General features: G+C 44.3%; 17 protein-coding genes. 14 read left to right on the forward strand and 3 right to left on the reverse strand.

All coding sequences use genetic code 11. The features are described from left to right. The first annotated feature begins 28 nt into the window (after positions 1-28). The 3 genes from ACRRU2_RS03010 to cyoD are packed head-to-tail and all read left to right on the forward strand — an operon-like array spanning position 29 to position 2,957. On the forward strand, positions 29-1,996 hold the full coding sequence (locus tag ACRRU2_RS03010; protein ID WP_331698790.1) for a cbb3-type cytochrome c oxidase subunit I: 1,968 nt from the start codon (positions 29-31) through the stop codon (positions 1,994-1,996). Between the two features lie 4 nt (positions 1,997-2,000). Further along, positions 2,001-2,627 carry a cytochrome o ubiquinol oxidase subunit III gene (cyoC, locus tag ACRRU2_RS03015; protein ID WP_331698791.1) on the forward strand — a complete coding sequence of 209 codons (627 nt, stop codon included), beginning with the start codon at positions 2,001-2,003 and terminating at the stop codon, positions 2,625-2,627. Continuing rightward, positions 2,628-2,957: a cytochrome o ubiquinol oxidase subunit IV gene (gene cyoD / locus ACRRU2_RS03020; RefSeq protein ID WP_432499890.1), complete on the forward strand. Its 330-nt coding sequence runs from the start codon at positions 2,628-2,630 to the stop codon at positions 2,955-2,957. Between the two features lie 146 nt (positions 2,958-3,103). Here the strand turns inward: cyoD and ACRRU2_RS03025 are convergent, their stop codons facing one another. Then, the gene (locus tag ACRRU2_RS03025) at positions 3,104-4,534 is read right to left on the reverse strand and encodes a PLP-dependent aminotransferase family protein (protein ID WP_432499891.1); all 1,431 of its coding nucleotides are present in this window, start codon (positions 4,532-4,534) and stop codon (positions 3,104-3,106) included. Positions 4,535-4,922: 388 nt separating this feature from the next. Here ACRRU2_RS03025 and ACRRU2_RS03030 point away from each other — a divergent pair, with 388 nt between their 5' ends. Genes ACRRU2_RS03030 through ACRRU2_RS03055 form a run of 6 tightly spaced genes read left to right on the forward strand, consistent with a single transcriptional unit; the run spans position 4,923 to position 13,064 of the window. Next, the gene (locus ACRRU2_RS03030; RefSeq protein WP_432499892.1) at positions 4,923-5,843 is read left to right on the forward strand and encodes an ABC transporter permease; all 921 of its coding nucleotides are present in this window, start codon (positions 4,923-4,925) and stop codon (positions 5,841-5,843) included. A gap of 17 nt (positions 5,844-5,860) precedes the next feature. Next, a complete protein-coding gene (locus tag ACRRU2_RS03035; protein WP_432499893.1) occupies positions 5,861-6,766 on the forward strand; it encodes a carbohydrate ABC transporter permease in 906 nt (301 codons plus the stop codon). A gap of 38 nt (positions 6,767-6,804) precedes the next feature. Continuing rightward, the gene (locus ACRRU2_RS03040) at positions 6,805-8,499 is read left to right on the forward strand and encodes an ABC transporter substrate-binding protein (RefSeq protein WP_432499894.1); all 1,695 of its coding nucleotides are present in this window, start codon (positions 6,805-6,807) and stop codon (positions 8,497-8,499) included. A gap of 21 nt (positions 8,500-8,520) precedes the next feature. Further along, the gene (locus ACRRU2_RS03045) at positions 8,521-9,393 is read left to right on the forward strand and encodes a sugar phosphate isomerase/epimerase family protein (RefSeq protein WP_432499895.1); all 873 of its coding nucleotides are present in this window, start codon (positions 8,521-8,523) and stop codon (positions 9,391-9,393) included. Between the two features lie 31 nt (positions 9,394-9,424). Continuing rightward, entirely contained in the window at positions 9,425-11,731 is a 2,307-nt protein-coding gene (locus ACRRU2_RS03050) for a helix-turn-helix domain-containing protein (protein WP_432499896.1), read from the forward strand. 49 nt (positions 11,732-11,780) lie between these two features. Next, positions 11,781-13,064, forward strand: a complete 1,284-nt coding sequence (locus tag ACRRU2_RS03055) for an alpha-L-fucosidase (RefSeq protein WP_432499897.1) — start codon at positions 11,781-11,783, stop codon at positions 13,062-13,064. Between the two features lie 81 nt (positions 13,065-13,145). Here the strand turns inward: ACRRU2_RS03055 and ACRRU2_RS03060 are convergent, their stop codons facing one another. Further along, entirely contained in the window at positions 13,146-14,900 is a 1,755-nt protein-coding gene (locus tag ACRRU2_RS03060) for a sensor histidine kinase (protein ID WP_432499898.1), read from the reverse strand. Beyond that, on the reverse strand, positions 14,897-15,625 hold the full coding sequence (locus ACRRU2_RS03065; protein ID WP_432499899.1) for a response regulator transcription factor: 729 nt from the start codon (positions 15,623-15,625) through the stop codon (positions 14,897-14,899). The genes ACRRU2_RS03060 and ACRRU2_RS03065 overlap by 4 nt, the downstream gene beginning before the upstream one ends. A gap of 139 nt (positions 15,626-15,764) precedes the next feature. On the opposite strand from ACRRU2_RS03065, the gene ACRRU2_RS03070 reads away from it, so the two are divergent. The 5 genes from ACRRU2_RS03070 (at position 15,765) to ACRRU2_RS03090 (ending at position 20,138) form a co-directional block, all read left to right on the forward strand. Beyond that, positions 15,765-16,994, forward strand: coding sequence for a DUF418 domain-containing protein (locus ACRRU2_RS03070; protein WP_432499900.1), 1,230 nt, complete (start codon positions 15,765-15,767; stop codon positions 16,992-16,994). A gap of 82 nt (positions 16,995-17,076) precedes the next feature. Beyond that, positions 17,077-17,256 (forward strand): hypothetical protein, encoded by a 180-nt coding sequence (locus tag ACRRU2_RS03075; RefSeq protein ID WP_331698803.1) that lies wholly within the window; start codon positions 17,077-17,079, stop codon positions 17,254-17,256. A gap of 122 nt (positions 17,257-17,378) precedes the next feature. After that, entirely contained in the window at positions 17,379-17,831 is a 453-nt protein-coding gene (locus tag ACRRU2_RS03080; RefSeq protein WP_331698804.1) for a hypothetical protein, read from the forward strand. A 215-nt stretch (positions 17,832-18,046) separates the two neighbouring features. Beyond that, positions 18,047-18,643 (forward strand): TetR/AcrR family transcriptional regulator, encoded by a 597-nt coding sequence (locus ACRRU2_RS03085; protein ID WP_432499901.1) that lies wholly within the window; start codon positions 18,047-18,049, stop codon positions 18,641-18,643. A gap of 70 nt (positions 18,644-18,713) precedes the next feature. Further along, positions 18,714-20,138, forward strand: coding sequence for an MDR family MFS transporter (locus ACRRU2_RS03090; protein ID WP_432500089.1), 1,425 nt, complete (start codon positions 18,714-18,716; stop codon positions 20,136-20,138). The last annotated feature ends 371 nt before the right edge of the window (positions 20,139-20,509 follow it).

The raw sequence follows: 20,509 nt of genomic DNA on the forward strand, positions 1-20,509 counted from the left end.
TCGATTTTACATGTAAGGAGAGAGACTAATGTGGGAGAAAGTGAAAAGCTTTGCTTCAGAATTTTTTGTCACGGGCGATCCTTTAATATATGGCGCTGACGCCAGTATCCTGCTCGTTTCCATCGCGATAATCTTCGTGCTCACCTATTACAAAAAGTGGGGCTGGCTTTGGCGGGAGTGGCTGACAACTGTCGATCATAAAAAAATCGGCATTATGTATATATTGGCAGCATTTCTTATGCTGTTCCGCGGCGGTGTAGATGCGCTGCTCATGCGCGCGCAGCTTGCAATGCCGAACATGAATTTTTTGGAGCCGAGCCATTATAATGAAATATTTACAACGCATGGCGTAATTATGATTTTGTTTATGGCAATGCCGTTTATGTTCGGGTTGTTTAATGTGATGGTTCCGCTGCAGCTCGGTGCGCGAGACGTAGCCTTTCCATTTATGAATGCACTTAGCTTTTGGCTGTTCTTCTTTGGTGCGATGCTCTTTAATTTATCTTTTGTAATCGGAGGATCGCCGGATGCGGGTTGGCTTGCTTATCCACCGTATTCAGAGAAGATGTTCAATCCGGGTGTTGGTCAGGATTTCTATATATGGGGCATTCAAATATCCGGTATCGGCAGCTTGATGACGGGGATTAACTTCCTTGTCACGATATTGAAAATGCGTGCGCCAGGCATGAAGCTTATGAAAATGCCAATGTTCTCCTGGTCCGTTTTATCTAGCTCGATCGCAATTATTTTTGCATTTCCTATTCTTACAGCAACGCTGGCATTGCTATTTTTGGACCGCTATCTAGGCGCACATTTCTTTACGCTTGATGGCGGGGGCAATCCGATGATGTACATTAACCTCATTTGGATGTGGGGACATCCTGAAGTTTACATTATTATATTGCCGGCTTTCGGTATTTTTTCAGAAATTGTTGCAACCTTTGCCAAGAAAAAGCTGTTTGGGTATAAATCAATGGTTTATGCCATGATGATTATAAGTTTGCTATCCTTTATCGTATGGGCGCATCACTTCTTTACGATGGGATCAGGGGCAGATATTAACGCCTTTTTCGCGGTAACGACGATGCTTATCGCCATTCCGACCGGCGTAAAAGTGTTCAACTGGCTGTTTACGATGTTCAGAGGGAAACTTACTTTCGAGACGCCGATGCTCTGGACGATCGGGTTTATCGTATGCTTCGTCGTAGGGGGCATGACGGGGGTTCTGCTGGCTGTAGCGCCTGCTGATTTTCAATTCCATAACAGTTACTTTTTGATCGCGCATTTTCATAATACGATTATTGGCGGTGTCGTCTTTGGTTATTTTGCAGGCTTATATTACTGGTGGCCTAAGCTGTTCGGCTTCAAGCTGCATGAAAAGCCGGGCAAATGGGCTTTCTGGCTATGGAATATCGGTTTCTATCTATGCTTCATGCCGCAGTACGTGTTAGGTTTGATGGGAATGACAAGACGTGTAGTTTCCTACGGCTGGGACAAAGGCTGGTGGGAAATGAATTTTGTGTCGACAATCGGGGCAGTGCTCATGGGAGCAGCTTTCCTATTCCAAGTATGGCAAATCATATACAGTGTGAAGCATCGGGTTAAAGATGAGACGGGCGATCCATGGAATGGACGTACTTTGGAATGGTCGCTGCCATCACCTGCGCCATATTATAACTTTGCTACCTTGCCGCAGGTTACCGAGCAGGATGATTGGTGGGAAGAGAAGCAGCGAATTGCCAAAGGACAGCCGGCTAAAGCCGTGCCGAAGCTTGAGCCTATTCATATGCCGAAAAATTCGGGCACACCATTTGTAATGTCCTTCTTCTGGTTTTTAGCAGGCTTTGGTTTTGTGTTCAGCTGGACATGGCTGATTGTGATTGGATTAGCTGGCGTAGCTGGAAGCATGATCTTTCACTCCTTTAATTACGATACTGACTACTACGTTTCAGTCGACGAGATTAAGCGGACTGAAGCTGCGTTAAGGAGGGGATAGTCTAATGGCTCAATCGAATATTTCTATAAACAATGCTCCTAATCATTCTCATGATGAGCATCATGAACATGTAGATATGGAGCAATTGCGCACCTTTGGCTTTTGGATATATCTCATGACGGATGTTATTATTTTCGGTACTTTGTTCGCTGCGTTTATTGTATTGCGCGGCAATACGAGCACTGGCCCGTTACCGGGTGAACTTATTGAGCTTGGCGGAATTATTGTTTCGACCTTTATTTTGCTTACGAGCAGCTATACAAGCGGACTTGCCGTACTTGCAATGAATAAAGGCAATAAAAAAGCGCTTATCGGATTTCTAGGCATTACGGCTTTGCTGGGTGCAGCCTTTCTTGTTTTGGAGGTCAATGAGTTCCTTCATCTCGTTCATGAGGGAGCAACGATTGGAACAAGCGCCTACTGGTCTGCATTTTTCACCTTGGTAGGCACCCATGGCCTTCACGTTCTAATAGGGCTGGTCTGGATGCTTATGATTATGCTTCAAATTAGTAAAAGAGGAATCACCCCGGTTACGAAACGTAAGGTGCAGATTGTAAGCTTGTTCTGGCATTTCCTTGACGTCGTATGGATTTTCGTTCTAACTATTGTCTATTTGCTGGGGGTGAGCTAAATGTCTGCTAAACAAGCATCGCATTCGCATAAGGAGCATGGGCATGGCTCATTGAAGTCATATACAATCGGTTTTGTGCTATCGATTGTTTTAACGATAGCGCCAATAATGATCGTGCTTAACAAATGGCTTGAAGGAACAGCCAATGTTATCGTCTTAATGATATTTGGAGTGCTGCAGCTAGCGGTTCAGCTCCTGTTCTTCATGCATTTGCGTGATGAGGAACAGCCGCGTTACAATCTCATTTCTTTAATAATGGGACTTGTTATATTAGTCATCATTGTAGCGGGTTCGATTTGGATTATGCTGCACAATATGGTTGCGGTTTAAAAATTGCGAGCACAAGAAGAAACGGTTCGTCCTAAGCTAAGGACGAACCGTTTTTTTAATAATAAGTAGTTATAACTCAACATTCGTAACTAATTTCTGCAGGTAAGTGTTGATGTAATTGGTTAACTCCGTTTTCCACAGTCTTGTTAGCTGATGACCGTACGCAGCGCAGCAGCGAACTTGCTTATTCCAGTAGCAATTTGCTCCGATGCGGGACGTGCAAAGGTGAAGCGGACATAGCTTGGATCAGACCCATATACGCTTCCCGGCACATAGACAACACCTTGACGAATCGCTTCTTCAAGCAGCTTATGCTCCTGAAACGAAGGAATAATTTTGCACCACAGGTGAATGCCGCCGCTTGGCACATCAAAGCTAATCAAGCCATGCAGCTCTTTATTTAGCGCTTCTATAAGCATATCTCTCTTGTATTGAAGCTGTATGCGCAGCCTTTGAATATGCGGCAAAAAATAAGTGGAAGCGATAAATTGCGATGCGACCGCTTCCGTCACGATGCTATGGCCAAAGTCCATCTGCTGACGGGCTTCTGCCAGCCGATCAATGACTGAGCTTGGCGCGGCCAGCCAGCCTATGCGCAAGCCGGCAGCGGCAATTTTGGATAAAGAGCTGATATAAAGTACAGAGCCTACGGTATCAATCGATTTGAGTGAACGCGGCACATTGGAATCGAAAGAAGTCAGGCTGTAAGGGTCATCCTCAACGATAGGCAGACCAAGCTCGCCAGCCAGATTAAGGAGCGCTGTGCGGTGCTCCTGCGAAAGGCAGCTGCCGGTTGGATTCTGAAAAAAAGGATTAATAAACAACATTTTAATGCGATGCTTTTTGTACAAACGCCGGACCTCATCAGGGTTTAAACCATTTGGACCGGCAGGCAATTTGTATACACGCAGACCGGCAGAATGAAACATAGGCAGCGAGTAATAATAGGAAGGTTCTTCAATTGCAACTGCATCGCCAGGCGACAGCAGGAAATGAGTAATCAAATAAAGAGATTGCTGAGAGCCTGATGTAATAAGCAGCGAGGATGATGTCGTATGGATCTGCTGATGCTCCTGCAAAAGCTGAGCAACAGCTTCCCTTAACGGTTCAAACCCTTGGGGATTGTCGTAGCCCAAATGCTGGGTGTGAGAACTATAATTCATAATTAAAGTCAGTTCATCTGCTGCTGACAGCTGCTGGCTTAATTCTCCGCTAGCAAAATCTATCAGATTTTGATCATGCCGAAGCGCTTCATTAATACGGCGAATGAATGCTGGAGTTGGGGAAAAATGGCCGTTTTCTACAAATTGTCCCCAGTTGATATGATGCTCCGAGCTCCAGTGTATAGGGTTAACTCTCGTTCCGCTACCAGGCCGGCTAATAATGATGCCGAGCGAGCGAAGCTCTGAGTAAGCAAGTACGATGGTGCTTCTATTGACGCCAAATCGATCAGCAAGCTTACGTTCGGATGGCAGCAAGCTGCCTGGAGGAAATTCCCCATTGGATATTTGCTGAGCGATATGATCGGCAATTTGCTGGTAGATAGGAGGGCCTTCATCTCGGTCTGGCATCCACATTGTAATAAACTCCTTGCTGAGATATATTTCGAGGCAGTAACAATACGCCAATCATTATTATACTAACATTCGGTTTATTGTATAGGATGGACAGATTTCATCGATATAATGACGAAATTTTATTATTTTGTTGAACATGGATGGTATTTAAAACCAACTGGATGGGTTAAAGAGCATTATTATTGTTGAAAAAAGACTGCTGCATGCCGAGAAAGTTGATTTTCTAAAATATTGCATAGCATTGGAATGATGTATAATGATGCAAAAAAGCTGTAAATATAACTGTGACAGCGCTTTCTAAAATAATGCAAAATTTCTGTAATCTTCATATATACATATCAGCCAATAACCGTTAATGTGAAAGCACCGGCCGGAATTCAGGAATGGAGTGTGGTGTGAGCTGAATGTTTTAAGAGCAGTAGGACAACGCTGGCAGCTATACGTACTATTTTCACTTCCACTGCTTTACATTATTGTGTTCAAATATGTGCCTATGCTCGGCGCAGTAATAGCTTTCAAGGATTTTAGTGTGACAAAGGGCATTTACGGGAGCGATTGGGTTGGTCTCAAGCATTTTACCCGGTTTTTTAATTCTTACGAATTTGGAAGACTGATGACGAATACCATCTCAATCAGCTTGTATACGCTAATAGCGAGCTTTCCTTTTCCGATTATGCTTGCGCTTGGCCTTAACATGGTCAAAAACCAGCGTTTTAAAAAATCAGTGCAAATGGTCACCTATGCTCCTTACTTTATTTCAATCGTTGTGCTTGTCGGTCTGATTATGCAAATACTTGATCCAAGAACCGGGATATTGAATCAGCTGCTGGCAGCAATAGGCTTTGACCCAGTTAATTTTATGGGAAAAGCATCCTATTTTCAATCCATTTATGTATGGTCGCATATTTGGCAAAACGCCGGATTTTCTTGCATTATATTTTTGGCGGCGCTATCCGGCATTGACCCTGAGATGCACGAGGCAGCAGTCGTAGACGGAGCAAGCAAGCTGCGCAGGATGTGGCATATTGATCTTCCTGGTATCATGCCGATCGCTATCATTTTGCTTATCCTTAATACGGGGCAGCTTCTGGACACGGGCTTTGAGAAAATATTGCTGATGCAAAACTCGCTTAATCTGCGTGCTTCCGAAGTCATAGATACGTATGTTTACAAGGTGGGGCTTGTGTCTCAAGCGATTAATTTTTCCTATGCGACGGCGATCGGGTTGTTTAAAGCGATTATCGGATTCGGCTTATTATTAATTGTAAATCATACCGCCAAAAAGCTGGGACAGGAAAGCTTATGGTAGAGAGGCGGGCGAAGCATATGGCTAAAACAGACCAATCGGCGATTAAAGATTCAAGAGGAGATCGCATTTTCAATGTAATCAATTACACCGTTCTTTCTATTGTGCTATTTCTTGTTTTATATCCGCTCGTCTATGTTGTAAGCGCTTCATTTAGTTCTACAACTGCGGTACTGTCCGGGAAGGTGTGGCTGTGGCCGATCGAACCGACTTTGGATGGGTATAAGGCTGTATTTAAAAATAAGATGGTAATTACCGGTTTTGGCAATACATTTTTGTATACTGCGATTGGTACGGCAGTTAATGTGCTGCTGTCCATTATGGCAGCCTATCCATTATCGCGCAAAGATTTCCGCGGCCGCCATCTGTTTATGCTTTTATTTGTATTTACGATGATGTTTAACGGCGGGTTGATTCCGACCTACCTTATTGTAAAGGATTTAGGCATGATAGATACGATTTGGGCAATGGTTATACCGGCAGCACTCAGTGTGTGGAACGTTATTATTATGCGCACTTACTTCCAAACGACGATTCCGCGCGAGCTGCTTGATGCCTCTCAAATTGACGGCTGCAGCGACTTTAAATTTCTTGTGCGCATCGTGCTGCCATTGTCAGGGCCGATTGTGGCAGTTATTGCATTGTTCTATGCAGTAGGCCATTGGAATCAATACTTTAATGCGCTGATTTATTTGAAAAGCGCCAAGCTGTATCCTTTACAGCTTGTGCTGCGCGATATTCTTATTCAGAATGAAGTAAATATTGAAATGCTGGGTGATGCCAAGACAGCGGCCGCCAGACAAGGCTTGCGAGAGCTGCTCAAATATTCTTTGATTGTTGTATCATCGGTGCCTTTGCTTCTCGTATATCCTTTTGTGCAAAAGTATTTTGTCAGAGGCGTTATGATTGGTTCGATTAAAGGCTAGTTCAATATAACCCTTGGGGGTTCTGGGGAGGTTTATAGATGAAAAAATCATTAACCTATCTTTTGACAGTTTGTTTAATATTTTCGCTAGTGCTTGCAGCCTGTGCCAAAAATGAACCGAAGCCGCAAACACCGGCGGCTGGCAGTGAAGGGCAATCCAAGCCGCCAGCTGAGCAGAAGGAAAAAGAGCTGCTGACACCGCCGGGAACGTATCCGATCGTAAATGAAAAAGTGACGCTTAAAGTCATGGTGCGCGGCAATCCGCTAGTAGAGGATTTTGCAACGAATGAGTTTACCAAGTGGTATGAAGAAAAAACGAATGTTCATATAGAGTGGGAGGTTGTTCCCGAGCAAAGCAGGCAGGAAAAGCTTAATCTCGCTTTAACCAGCAATGATTATCCAGACATTATTTTCGGCATCAATGTGTCGGCAGCTCAACAGATGATATTTGGCTCACAAGGAATTTTTTTGCCGCTTAACGATTTAATAGAGGAGCAAGGGGTGCAGACGAAGAAGTTATTTGCAGACAGCCCTTTAGTTAAAGAAACTATTACAGCGCCAGACGGAAATATATATGCGCTGCCGGATATTAATGAATGCTATCACTGCTCTATGAGTCAAAAAATGTGGATATATGAGCCTTGGCTCAAAGAGGTAGGGCTTGATATGCCGACCACAACGGAAGAGTTTTATGAAGTGCTGAAAGCTTTTAAAGAGAAGGATCCTAATAAGAACGGTAAGCCTGATGAGGTGCCGCTTGCTTTTACGCCTAAATCCTGGAGGTCTTCGATTGAAGCCTTTTTATTGAATTCTTTTGTTTACAATCCGATGCTTAGCACCAGTACGAAATATTTGTATATTAATGAAGATGGCAAGGTGGATGCTTCCTTCAACAAGCCTGGCTGGAAGGAAGGCCTTGAATATATGAATCGCCTGTATAAGGAAGGCTTGATTGCGCCTGAATCGTTCACACAGGATGAAAATCAGCTTATCCAGCTAGGTGAAAACCCGGGAGAAGTCATTCTTGGCGCTTCAGCTGGCGGGCATCAGGGCGTCTTTACACAACTGATGGGCGAGAGCGGCCGCTGGAGCGAATATAAAACAGTGCCGCCGCTGCTCGGACCGAGCGGTGTTCAATATGCAGCTTATGATCCGCTTGGCATGACAGTCGGCTCGTTTATTATTACAGATAAAGCCAAATATCCGGAAGTAGCCTTAAGATGGGCAGATGGTTTATACGAATTTGAGCATACGCTGCGCAGCAATTATGGCCGGCCAGGCGAGGAATGGCGCGAAGCGGAAGCTGGTGAAATTGGTATTAATGGCAAGCCTGCACAATGGTCGGAGCTGAAATCATTCGGCACGGTGCAGAACGTCAATTATGCGCAGACAGGACCAGGCATGCGCTCCAACGATTTCAGATTAAGCGCGGTAGCCAAAGGGGAGGACGATCTTGAAGTTATTTTGTACAATGAGACTAAAAACAAATATGAGCCTTATGCACCAACTAAAGTGAAAACGCTTCCTCCACTGTTTTTTACGGAGGAGCAGGCTTCAGAAGTAGCGGACTTGGCCAAAACGCTCTATGACTTCGTTGAAGAAATGACTGCACGCTTCGTAATTGGTGATGCAGACCTTAACAAAGAATGGGACAGCTACTTGAAAACATTGAATGATATGAATCTTAATCGATATTTGGAGCTGTACCAGCAAACCTATGATGCTAATAAATAAACAAAAGGAAGCAGGGATTTTATGAAGCTTGGCATAAGCAGCTATTGCTTATTACCTGCATTAAATGCAGGAGAAATGAATGTCCTTGAACTGCCGAAATGGGTGAAAGAGCATGGAGGCGAGCATTTGGAGCTAGTTCCTTATGGCTTTACGCTGGTGGATCAGCCTGAGCTTGCGGATGAGCTGAGAGAATGCGCCAAGCAGGAAGGCATTGAACTGTCGAACTATTCCATGCCAGCCAACTTTGTTCAAGACAGCGAGGAATTGTTTGTTGCAGAGGTAGAGCGGCTTAAGCAGCATGTCGAACTGCTAGATCGCATGAATATCCGCCATATGCGCCATGATGTGACCGCCTTTACAATACCGAAGGAAAAGACTACGCTCACTTACTTTTTAGACAGCTTGCCGCAAATCATAGAGGGAAGCAGGCAAATTGCTGACTACGCAGCCCAGTTCGGCATCACGACGACGATTGAAAATCATGGATTCTGCGTGCAGTTAAGCGATCGGGTACAGAGGGTATTGTTTGAGGTGGATCGGCCTAACTTTAAAACGACGCTGGATATAGGCAATTTCTTATGCGTAGACGAGGACCCGATGGTAGGAGTGATGAACAACTTGCCTTACGCGTCTCTAATTCATGTAAAGGATTTTTATATTCGTCCCTTTGACGAAGATCCTGGCGAAGGAAAATGGTTCCGTACAACGCATGGCAATTATTTGCGCGGATCGATTTTTGGTCATGGAGAGGTGGATACGAGGCGTATTTTTAAATATATAAAAAATTCTGGCTATGACGGTAAGCTGACCTTGGAGTTTGAAGGAATGGAGGAGTGCCGTGAAGCAACTAGAATCAGCCTGAATAATGTGAGGAGATTGTGGGAGGAAAGCTGAAGCTAACTTGACAATGGGGGAGTTTCGACAGATGAAACGATCAAAATACGAGCACTTTACACTGCCTTTTCGCTTTTTTGCGCCATCCGTATTCATTTTGCTCGGCTCATTGCTGGCAGGAATTTTTGCCTACCATAAAACATCGGAGCTGGTTGAAAGCGAGGCGATGAAAAATAACTTGGCTGTGCTGAATCAAACGCGAAGTATTTTGGATAGACGCTTTTCGGAAATTGAAATGATTGCGCATCAGCTTGCCAATGATACGAAGGTCGTCTCTTTTCAGCATGTGCGCGAGCCATATTCCGGCACAAATCCGTATAAGCTGCTATTAACTGAAAAGGCGCTGCTTGATTACCGATTAACGAATCATTTTCTAATTGATTATTTTTTGGTATTCAAAAAAAGCGATATGGTCATCTCCCCCAGTAAGGTGTACGGGCTTCGGCAATTTTATGAAATGCAATTCAATTACGAGAATATGACGGCAGAGGAATGGTCAGCTTCGATTTTAAACGGCTATCACTATCGTACCTATATTCCAGCGCAGCGAGCCGTATATGAAAAAAAGCAATATTCCGTTGTCAGTTATGTGCAATCCTTTGGCAATCGCAGTCTATATGGCGGCGCAGTCGTTGTCATGATCGACAATGATCAAATTCAAGCGCTGCTGCGCGAGCTCGATATTCGGCAGGGAGGGTTTGCTTATATCGCTGATCAGGAGGGCCGTATCATCAGTTATGTTTCCTCTGATCCGGAATTTGTGCCTGAGCCGATGGTGGCGCAAGGAGCGGCTCCTCATGCAGAGCTGATTATGAACGGTCAAAAGATGCTTGTCACCCAAACGACATCCTCTTTCAACGGCTGGACCTTTGTATCCGCGCAGCCTTTGCAGGTTGTGCTGCAGAAGGTCAATTATTTGAAGCAATTAACATGGGTTATTTTTATAACGGCTTTAATAGTAGGCTTGCTCATTGCCGGCTTCTTTGCTTACCGGCACAGCCGGCCCTGGCAAAGACTGCTTGGCGCGCTGGCTTTGCCGCAGCCGCTCGATCAAGACGCGCCGCTTCCGAAAAACCCGATGGATGTTATTCAACATTCAGTAATGAGGCTTATTCATAATAATGAACTGCTCCAGGAGCGGCTGGAGAAGCAGCTGCCGATGCTTAAAAATGCTTTTTTTGACCGATTGCTGAAAGGACAATTCCATGCCCGGCGCGATATAGAAGTAACGATGTCTCATCTCGGTATACAGTGGAATCATCGCTTCAGCGTTGTTGCAATTCTGCATGTCAACACATATGCCGGCGATTACAGCGAGGACGTGCTCATGGAGCTCGACATAAAAAAGCTCGCTATACATGAACTGATCCAGAAAGCTTATTCCCGGAGCATATTTACGCAGGATATGGATGTCAATAAAATCGCGCTGCTTATGAATATCGATGCCGAAACCGCTGATGCATGCAAGGCTAAGCTCCGCTCGCAATTGCTTGATCTTCATCATCAGCTTACGAGCAATTTTCATATAAGGGCATGGATGGTAATCGGCGGAGAAGTTGAGGATATTGTTGATATTTCAAGATCGTATGAAGAAGCCAGTCTTGCAGCTAACTATGGCGGATGGAACGAGGATTGTCCTGTTATTTTCCAGCATGAACTATCGATGCAGCTGGAAACCTACTATTTTCCTACTGATGTAGAAACTCGACTGTTGAATCTTGTGAAATCGGGCAATCAATCCGAAACGAAAAAGCTGCTGGAGCACATTGAAGAAAAGAATGAGGAGAGACAGCTGTCATATGCCATGAAAAAGATGCTGGTGCATGAGCTGTCCGCGGCCCTGCTCAAGTGCTGTGATATGCTTGGCATGGAAAAGGGCGGTCTTGCCGCCGAGCTGGAGCTGTCTATTAAAATGATGGAGCAAATGCAGCCGCCAGAGGAGGCGCTGGAAAACCTTTCCGCAGCTTTTTGCCAGGTGACACAGAAGATCGACTGCCGCAAGAAGAGCCATAACGACGAGCTGAAGGACGAAATGCTGAAATATATCGTAGACAATTATATGCGTTCCGAGCTGAGCCTAAGTATGCTTTCCACTGTTTTTCAAACATCGGAGGCTTACATTTCTTACTTTTTTAAGGAGCAGACAGGCGAGAATTTTTCTGAGTACGTAGAAAAAGTTAGAATGTCTAAGGCGAAATCGCTTCTGACAGACAGCGAGCTTTCCATTAATGAAATTGCAAATTGGGTAGGCTATTATTCTTTAAATACATTTAGCAGAGCTTTCAAACGCGCGAATGGAATGAGCGCAACGCAATACCGCAGATCTATGCAGCCATAGTAATTATTGAGGTCCTATTAATTATATTAGCATATGGGAGGTGCAACTGGTGCTGGAGAGGGACATAAGAACAAAATGGTTTCTGGAAGCAAGATACGGCATGTTTATTCATTGGGGCTTGTATGCAATCCCTGCGCGCGGAGAATGGGTCCGCTCCAATGAACGGATTTCTAATGAAGACTATGAAACCTATTTCGAGCAATTTAATCCTACGCGCTATCAGCCAAAGGAATGGGCGAAGCTTGCCAAAGCAGCTGGTCATCAATACGTCGTTATGACGACGAAGCATCATGACGGCTTTTGCTTGTTTGATAGTCAATTGACAGACTATAAGGCCGGCAATACGAAAATAGGTAAAGATTTGATTCGCGAATATGTGGACGCTTTCCGCGAAGAAGGTATTGCGATCGGGTTTTATTATTCCATTATTGACTGGCATCATGAGCATTATCCCGCTTACGGCGATCGTTATCACCCCATGCGGGAGCATGAAGCTTATAAAAATAAAGAAGTTGATTTTTCACGATATATTGCTTATATGCACGGACAAGTGGAAGAGCTTGTTACGAATTATGGAAAGATCGATATTATGTGGTTTGACTTCTCTTATGATCATATGTCGGGCGAAAAATGGCAGGCAGAGCAATTAATCCAGATGATTCGTTCTCATCAGCCGGATATCATCATTGATAATCGGCTTGGCGGCAATTTTATGGCGGCAGAGCCGGAAAATTATGCTGGCGATTTCTATTCACCTGAGCAGATTATTCCGCCTGGCGGCGTTGTGGATGAGCTTGGCCGACCGGTGCCCTGGGAGGCTTGCCTTACGCTAAATCATCATTGGGGCTATCACGCCTCGGACAACGCCTACAAATCTCCCCGCCAAATCGTACGGGCATTGGTAGAATGTGTGAGCAAAAACGGCAATATGCTGCTGAATGTCGGACCGGATGCTGAAGGAGAAATTCCGAAGCAGTCGAAGGAAATATTGTCGTCTGTTGGCGATTGGCTGAGCAGAAACGGCCGCAGCATATATGGCTGCAAAGCAGCTTCGCTTGCAAAGCCTGAGTGGGGAAGGTATACGCAAAACGGACGTTTCCTGTATGCGCATATTTTTGACCGCGGAATTGGACCAATCTACTTCCAGGGCTTGAAGGGCAAAATTAAACGAGCGAGGCTATTGGCGGATGGGTCAGAGCTTAGGTCTGGCACGATGTGGATGGCCGAGCAATATTCCGATATCGAAGGCGGAGCCTTTATTAGCTTGCCTGGCGGAGATCTGCCGGATGAGCTTAATACAGTCATAGAGCTGGAACTGTATGAGCCATTATAAGTGAAACGAGGATAAACGGTTCCACCGTCCTTTGCAATAAAAACCTCCCTAGCAAGCGTGAGCAGGGAGGTTTTTGCGTTATTAATTAGTTTGGGACAGCGGGAATCTGACGGTAATTATTGTGCCTTGATTAATTTGCGACTTGACGGTTATGTTTCCGTGATGAGCTTCTACGATCATTTTGGCAATGCTCATCCCAAGTCCAGAGCCGCTGCTGGATTCCTCGGAATTTGTGCCTCTGTAGTATCGTTCAAAGAGCATAGCCTGTGTATCTGAATCCATGCCTTGTCCGTTGTCAGCAACCGATATGGAGGCGCTATGCTCTTTTTTTTCCACCGTTGTAGTAATCGTTATTCCAGGCGCGTTGTGCTTTATTGCATTGAAAATCAAATTATCCATCAAGCGAAGCAGCCAAAGCTCATTCCCTTGAATAATGACAGCATCGGCTTCATCATCCTCGTATTGAAAATCTACCCCTGTTAATGTAGCATCGTTTACATATTTTATGATAGCATGGCGCACAAGCCTGTTCAGCTCGATCGGTCTTGCGCCTGCCAACGCATCGGTTTGCTTGAGCTGATTAATATAGGAAAAATCGGTGATCAGCTCCAGCATAAAATCTCCCTTTTCGCGAATCATACGGCCCATTTCCTGGAGCTCGTCCTTCGACCATTGCTCCGGCGACTGCTCGAGTATATAGGCATAGCCCTGTATCGTTGAAAGTGGCGTACGCAAATCATGGGATATACCGCTCATCCACTGCTCTCTAGAACGCTCCAGCCGCTGCCTGTCTTTTTCCGTTTGTGCAAGCCGTTGCGCCATCTCGTAGAAATTATGGATAGCTTCCCGGTAAAGTCTGTATCTCGTGCGGAGCTTTCCGTTTCTTCGGAAAACCTTTCGCTTGTCCTTTGCAGTCAGCACTTCATCATAGTTGCCGCTTTCCATTCGATTAAACCAGCCCGCAAAAAGAATGAGAGGCTGGCTGTAGCGGTATCCTAGCCAGAAGGATAATAACAAAGATAAAGCAAGTATGGCAATAGCTGCAATTCCGAATGAGCGAATAATGTCAGAGAATATTGGCTGTTTGACATAGCTATTCATATCCCGATCTTTGTGCAGGATCCAAGTATTTAGCCCGTCGTCCGAAACATGCATTGTAATTTGTCCACTGTGATCGCCATTTCGATCTTGAATGGCGAGCAACTCAAGCGGCTTTAGCTCATTAGAATCGTTGTCTGCTTCCTTACCTATCGTATACAGCTTTTTTCCTTCATGGTTGATTATCGTAAGATAGCCGCCTATTTGATTTAGCTCGTCTTCAAGTGCGGTAATAGCTGTTTCGTCAGGCCGTCCATTCTGTTCATAGGCATTGTACCATTGCAGAAGCTGCTGGCGCAGAGGGCTTTTATAGCCTATTAAATAAAGCAGCGGTTCCGCCTCGAACAGATCCAGCTCGGATTCGATAAAATAGCTGCCGTATGCATGTTGTTCTTTAATTTCCCGAAGCTCCTTCAAATTGTATTGCTCAGGAACGTCATCTGGCTTGTTAATTGTATGAATCACTTTTCCGTTGCTATTAATGATCTGCAGCCACAGCTGATGCTTAACTAAAAAGCTGTCCCAGTATTTATTAAGGGTAATGGATCCATTTTCATATAGAGCCTCGCTAGTTACAGCCTGCAAGGCGCCAACCGGCACATTTTGCTTCATTTCTTCATTTGTCATACGGCCAATTAAAATAAAAACTAATGTTAAAAGTGCAATAATTACAAAAACAGAATAAAGAATCAGCTGCAGGATGAAATGTAAAGTAATACGGTTTTGTACCTTCATCATAAGTTCGGTTCCTTCACAAGTTTGTAGCCCAGCCCTCTGACCGTAAGCAAATGGGCAGGATTGCTGGGATCCAGCTCGATTCTTTCGCGGATACGGCGAATATGCACCATGACAGTATTGTCGTCGCCTAGCCCATCCATGCCCCAAACAGCCTCATACAGCTGAGCTTTTGAAAAGACGATGCCGGGATATTTGCAGAAATGCAGCAAGAGCTGGAATACTTGAGCAGGTACAGCAACCTGCTGTCCATCAACCGTTAATTCACCAGCAGCGGCGTCCAATTGAAATCTGCCGTATTGATACACGTCATTTGATTTAACAGCAGGGGAAGTCTGACCCGCGGGTTTAGCAGGCTGCTGTATTCTTCTTAGTCGGGCTTTAATTCTTGCTACGATCTCAAGCGGATTGAAGGGCTTCGTAATATAATCGTCGCCTCCGACAGCAAAGCCGGTTAAAACGTCGAGATCGGAAGCTTTCGCTGTCAAAAAGAAAATATGAGGCTGTCCGAACTGTCTCAGCTTGCTGCAAAGCTCAAGTCCGCTTCCATCCGGCAGCATAATATCAAGCAAAATAATGTCAGCCCCGTGCCGAGAGATTTGATCCATTGCCTCCTGGCAGGAGTAAGCTAAATAAACTTGCGTAAAGCCTTCTTTGCGCAATATAAATTCAAGCATTTTGGCAATTGAGGTTTCATCATCTACAATTAATATTTTTTGATTATTCATGTTACATCACCCATTGCTATGCTATCACATTAACCTTAACAATAGCTAAACTGCAATAATAATAATTAAACGGAAATTAAGATGGCGTTATGAAGCTGTTTAGCAGAGTGCTGTAAGCTAGTTAGTGAGGTGATGCGATGTGATTACAACAAAAATGAAAAGTGAACGTGCAACAATAATCGATGCGATCAGGGGATTTAGCTTGCTCGGCATTTTGCTCGCTAATATGCTGATTTTTCAGTATGGCATGTTCGGCGAAGAGAAATTGGCGCTCTTCCCGCTAGCGACTAAGCTCGATCTATTTTTGCATCAATGTTTAACGGTATTTGTGAAAGGAAGCTTTATGCCGATCTTTATGTTTTTATTCGGCTTTGGGCTTTACAAGCTGAGAGAAAGCTTGATTCGCAAAGGCTACAAGCCTTGGCGATCGCTTGTCAGGCGATTTCTGATGCTGGCAGCGATTGGTCTGCTCCACGGCTACTTGCTGTGGGAGGGGGATATTCTTATGGCCTACGGCGTAGTGAGCTTCGGGCTGCTCTTATTCCTTAAGCGCAAGCCTAGGACACTGGTTATTTGGGCAGTTGTTCTAGCTCTGCTAATTGCTGCGCTATCTTATGGCGGCTCCAACGATTTGTTTGGTGATAATGCCAAGATTAATGATTATGTTGCTCGTTCTATAGAAATTTATGGGCAAGGGAGCTATTCAGATATTTTAAGCTTTCGAAATAATGAATTTCCAATTGATATACCTGGGGGATTAGCTGTAGTAATTTTATTGCTTACGCCGTTAATGCTTGCTCCGATGTTTTTGTTTGGAATCGCTGCAGCTAAGAAGGGCTGGTTTGAAAACCCGCATAGCGAACGCAGGCGATACAGGCTGCTGGCTCTTATTCTTGCTCCGCAAGGCATCCTTTTTAAAGGCTTTGGCGTTTGGCAAGAAGGCTCTGGCTTTGCAGGGGTTGCTGGCACGTTAGGAAGCATACTGTTAGCTTTAGCTTATATTTTTACAGCTGCCTATATTTTTTCATTTCTTACTAGAAAATCAGTCATGTTTAAAGCTTTTGAGGCGGTCGGCAGAATGTCGCTTACGAATTATTTGATGCAGACCGTTATTTGTACCACTGTATTTTACGGTTACGGATTCGGCTTGTTCGGCAAAATAGGTATATTGGCTGGAATATTGCTGGCTATCTTGATATATGCTGCCCAAGCAGCAGCTTCTATGTGGCTGTTGAAAAGGTTCAAGCAAGGGCCGGTGGAGCGGATGCTTAGAATGTGGACCTATTTTTCATTAGGGGGCAGGATGAGGATTAAAGGGAGGCAGAACCTTAACACTTATACTGTTGCTGAGGATCATGCTCGGAACTAGACACAAAATCGGATATAAGCAATAATTGAGAGAGGATTGACTCCTATTGAATATATCGATTGGTGCAAGGGAGGAAATTAGATTGCTTAGTTTTTTTAAACCGCAAATATTAAAGTGCTCCGTATGCAATCAAGTGATTAAAGAAAAAGAACAATTTACGGTTACGTTGACGCTGCCTTCAGAAGCGATGATGCCTGTAGGCATTCTGGATAAAGTGCTGGCCAAGCATGCAGCAGAAGTGATTTGCAGCGGCTGTAAGTGAATGGGATTTTTCGTTAAATGAAACTATTAATGGCATGCAATTTTTGTGATATGATGGATGTAATGTCTGATATTCATTTTTCGCGATGCAGTCAGCGCAAATGTGTCAAGGGAGTCATATAAATGAGGCGTAAAATCAATTTTGTAACGATAATCCTATCGACTCTAATGCTAATTGCAGCAGCAATATTTTTTGTTTCACATAAAAATGATGTAAAGCTGATTGTAGTCAGCAATGAAAATGAAATGCCCTCCCGTATTATGAAAGGGTCAAAGAGCGGGCCAGCTTCGAAAGGAATCCAGCTGTTTTATGAACAACATGGCGATAAGGAGTACCGCTATTGGCTGTATTTGAATAAAGGGAAGCTAGCGGCGAAGCAGCTTAAGGAAACCTTCAAAATTAATGTAGTCGAAGATAATGGCAGGCTTAAAATTTATATAGAAGATGCGGTAGTCCGTAAAGATTTTGAGGCCCAAAGCACGATTATTGCCTACTGTCTTCATGCTTACCCGCCAGACCGGGTGCAGGTATATTATAATAAACAAATGCTGGATATAGACGTTGAATCGATATGAAATACATGTGGCCGAATCCGCTTTGCGGGATTCGGTTTTTTTTGAAAATATTAGAAAGTATAAATTTTCAACCTTATATCTGTTCTTATATTTCATCGGTAAACGCGCCTGTCCAAAGGACGGCGGAGCCGTTTATCCTTGTTTGACAGCCACGGATAGTCAGATTATAATTATATAGACCAGTCGTTATAATTGGAAGAAAGAGGAGAATTACATTGCCAAGAGAAATCGATGCCAAAGAAAGCATACTAATTGCCGCTTCAAAGCTTTTTCAGCAGCAGGGCTATCATGCTACTGGCTTGAATCAAATCATTAAGGAGTCAGGCTGTCCCAAAGGCTCCTTGTATTATTATTTTCCGAATGGAAAAGAACAGCTTGCTGTAGAAGCGATAGCACGAGCGAAGCATCAAGCAGTGGGGGAGTTTAAGGAGTATTTGGCGCGGGAAGAGGATGTGGTTAAAGCAATCGATATTTTTTTACTTGAGAATTCGCAGTTTGATATAAATGCCGAGTACGACGGCATACCGCTCGCTTTAATTGCACTGGAAACGTCATTGATCAGCGAGCCGCTTCGCCTAGCCTGCAGCGATGCATATGGCGCGGTAAGACAGCTGTTGCTGCAAAAGTTTCTCACGTCGGGCTGGCCGCGGGAAATGGCTGAGGAAGTATGTTCTTTTATATTTTCAATGGTGCAGGGAAGTGCTGTTTTTGCTATTACGGAGCTTTCCAATGAGCCGTTGATAACGGCGCATAAGCAAGTTATGGAGTATGTGCGCATGAAAGAGAAGGAGATGAAAGAACTTGAGCGATAGAGAGAATAAAAGGCTCGGAGCCGTGCCAAAAAAATATGAATTTTTGTCGCAAGACCCGTCTGTAAAGGTAATGCCGATTGTTATTTCTTTAATAATTGGCGCATTTTTTGCCATGCTGAATGAAACGCTGCTTAACATTGCCCTCAAAACTTTAATGGCAGAATTTGATATTTCAATAACGACGGTTCAGTGGATGGCGACTGGCTTTATGCTTGTAATGGGGATGGTCATTCCTGTGTCTGCTGTTATGATGCAGTGGTTTACTACCCGTCAAATGTTTTTGGGCACGTTAATTATTTTTACAATGGGAACGATCATATGCGCAGCCGCACCCGATTTTTCGCTGCTGCTGGCAGGCAGGTTTATGCAGGCAGTAGGAACAGGATTGCTGACACCGGTCATTTTTAATATATTCCTGCTCTTGTATCCGCCTGAGAAGCGGGGAGCGATGCTTGGACTTGTTGGTCTTGTGTTTATGTTTGCTCCAGCAATTGGCCCTACCCTATCCGGTGTAATTGTCGAGTATTTGGGCTGGCGTTATTTGTTTATTATCGTTATACCATTTATGATATTTTCGATATTGTTTGCATTTAAATACTTAGTTAACATATCAGAAATTACGAAGCCTAAGGTGGATATCGCTTCAATTATTTTATCCATGGCCGGCTTTGGCACATTAGTTTACGGCTTTAGCTCTGCCGGTGAAGCAAAGGGCGGTTTTACAAATCCGGTCGTTTTAGGGTCCATTATAATCGGCATTATTTTGCTGACTATTTTCTCTATTCGTCAATTAAAGCTTAAGGAACCGCTGCTGGATTTGAAAGTATTTAAATACCCAATGTTCCGACTCGGTGCGATCGTGTTTGTGCTTGTGATGATGGCGATGCTTTCCTCAGAAATTATTTTACCTTTGTTTATGCAAGGGCCGCTCGGCCTTGCGGCCGCAACGGCAGGTCTCGTTTTGCTGCCAGGTAGTATTCTTAATGGCTTAATGTCGCCTGTCATGGGAAAGCTCTTTGACAAGTTTGGACCGCGAGTGCTCATGGTGCCGGCGTCCATTTTATTAGCTCTGACTTTGCTTATGTTCAGTTTTTTAAGTGCCAATACTCCTTCATGGCAAATTGTTGCAGGCTATATTTTACTAATGATATCCGTATCTGCCATGTTTATGCCATCTGAAACGAATGCCCTCAACCAGCTACCAAAATCGATGTATACACATGGCACTGCAGTATTGTCAACGCTGCAGCCGGTAGCTGGCGCAATAGGCGTATCGGTATTCGTCGGTTTAATGTCTGCAAGACAAAACTATTTGCTTGAACAGTCAGGCAGTCCGGAATCCCCGCTTGCGCAAGTGGATTCCTTTGTCGGAGGCGTTCGCTTTGTGTATATAATTGGTTTTGCCTTGGCCGTGCTTACGTTCTTTTTAGCATTGCGGATGCGCCGCTCGCAGCCGGCAGTTGAAGAAGAAAAAGCTGTGGATAAAGCGTCTTAACGAGGATAAACGGTTGCTGATCTGAAAACGTATTGATTTACAAGCTTGATTGCAAAGGGATCTCCTCTCGCTTGCTTGTTGGTCTGTTGGTCAGAGGTTCCGTTATTACGTTCAAAATTACAGTTTTGAGGCGACAAAGTGACAGACGTTCCGTTGTTGATCCATAAATCGCAGAAAAATCCCTATTTTATACCGGATAGCGGAACGTGTGGCCGCGAAATTAAATAAATGGCGATTTTGAGGCAATTAGCGGAACGTGTGACCATGTCGTCGGAAGACTTTAGTCTTTTATGGCTAAAGTCTTTTGTTTTTTAAGTCCTGCGAGTGTATAATCAAATAATCTTTTTATTACAGGCGCAATAAGCAATTAT

Source organism: Paenibacillus sp. GXUN7292, from assembly GCF_050864975.1.
In the GTDB taxonomy this organism is placed as follows: domain Bacteria; phylum Bacillota; class Bacilli; order Paenibacillales; family Paenibacillaceae; genus Pristimantibacillus.

Coding starts and splice junctions, on each gene's coding strand:
- ACRRU2_RS03035 (WP_432499893.1), top strand. CDS start 5,861: ATGGCTAAAACAGACCAATCGGCGATTAAAGATTCAAGAGGAGATCGC.
- ACRRU2_RS03080 (WP_331698804.1), top strand. CDS start 17,379: ATGAGGCGTAAAATCAATTTTGTAACGATAATCCTATCGACTCTAATG.
- ACRRU2_RS03025 (WP_432499891.1), bottom strand. CDS start 4,534: ATGTGGATGCCAGACCGAGATGAAGGCCCTCCTATCTACCAGCAAATT.
- cyoC (WP_331698791.1), top strand. CDS start 2,001: ATGGCTCAATCGAATATTTCTATAAACAATGCTCCTAATCATTCTCAT.
- ACRRU2_RS03040 (WP_432499894.1), top strand. CDS start 6,805: ATGAAAAAATCATTAACCTATCTTTTGACAGTTTGTTTAATATTTTCG.
- ACRRU2_RS03045 (WP_432499895.1), top strand. CDS start 8,521: ATGAAGCTTGGCATAAGCAGCTATTGCTTATTACCTGCATTAAATGCA.
- ACRRU2_RS03060 (WP_432499898.1), bottom strand. CDS start 14,900: ATGATGAAGGTACAAAACCGTATTACTTTACATTTCATCCTGCAGCTG.
- ACRRU2_RS03010 (WP_331698790.1), top strand. CDS start 29: ATGTGGGAGAAAGTGAAAAGCTTTGCTTCAGAATTTTTTGTCACGGGC.
- ACRRU2_RS03065 (WP_432499899.1), bottom strand. CDS start 15,625: ATGAATAATCAAAAAATATTAATTGTAGATGATGAAACCTCAATTGCC.
- ACRRU2_RS03090 (WP_432500089.1), top strand. CDS start 18,714: ATGCCGATTGTTATTTCTTTAATAATTGGCGCATTTTTTGCCATGCTG.
- ACRRU2_RS03050 (WP_432499896.1), top strand. CDS start 9,425: ATGAAACGATCAAAATACGAGCACTTTACACTGCCTTTTCGCTTTTTT.
- cyoD (WP_432499890.1), top strand. CDS start 2,628: ATGTCTGCTAAACAAGCATCGCATTCGCATAAGGAGCATGGGCATGGC.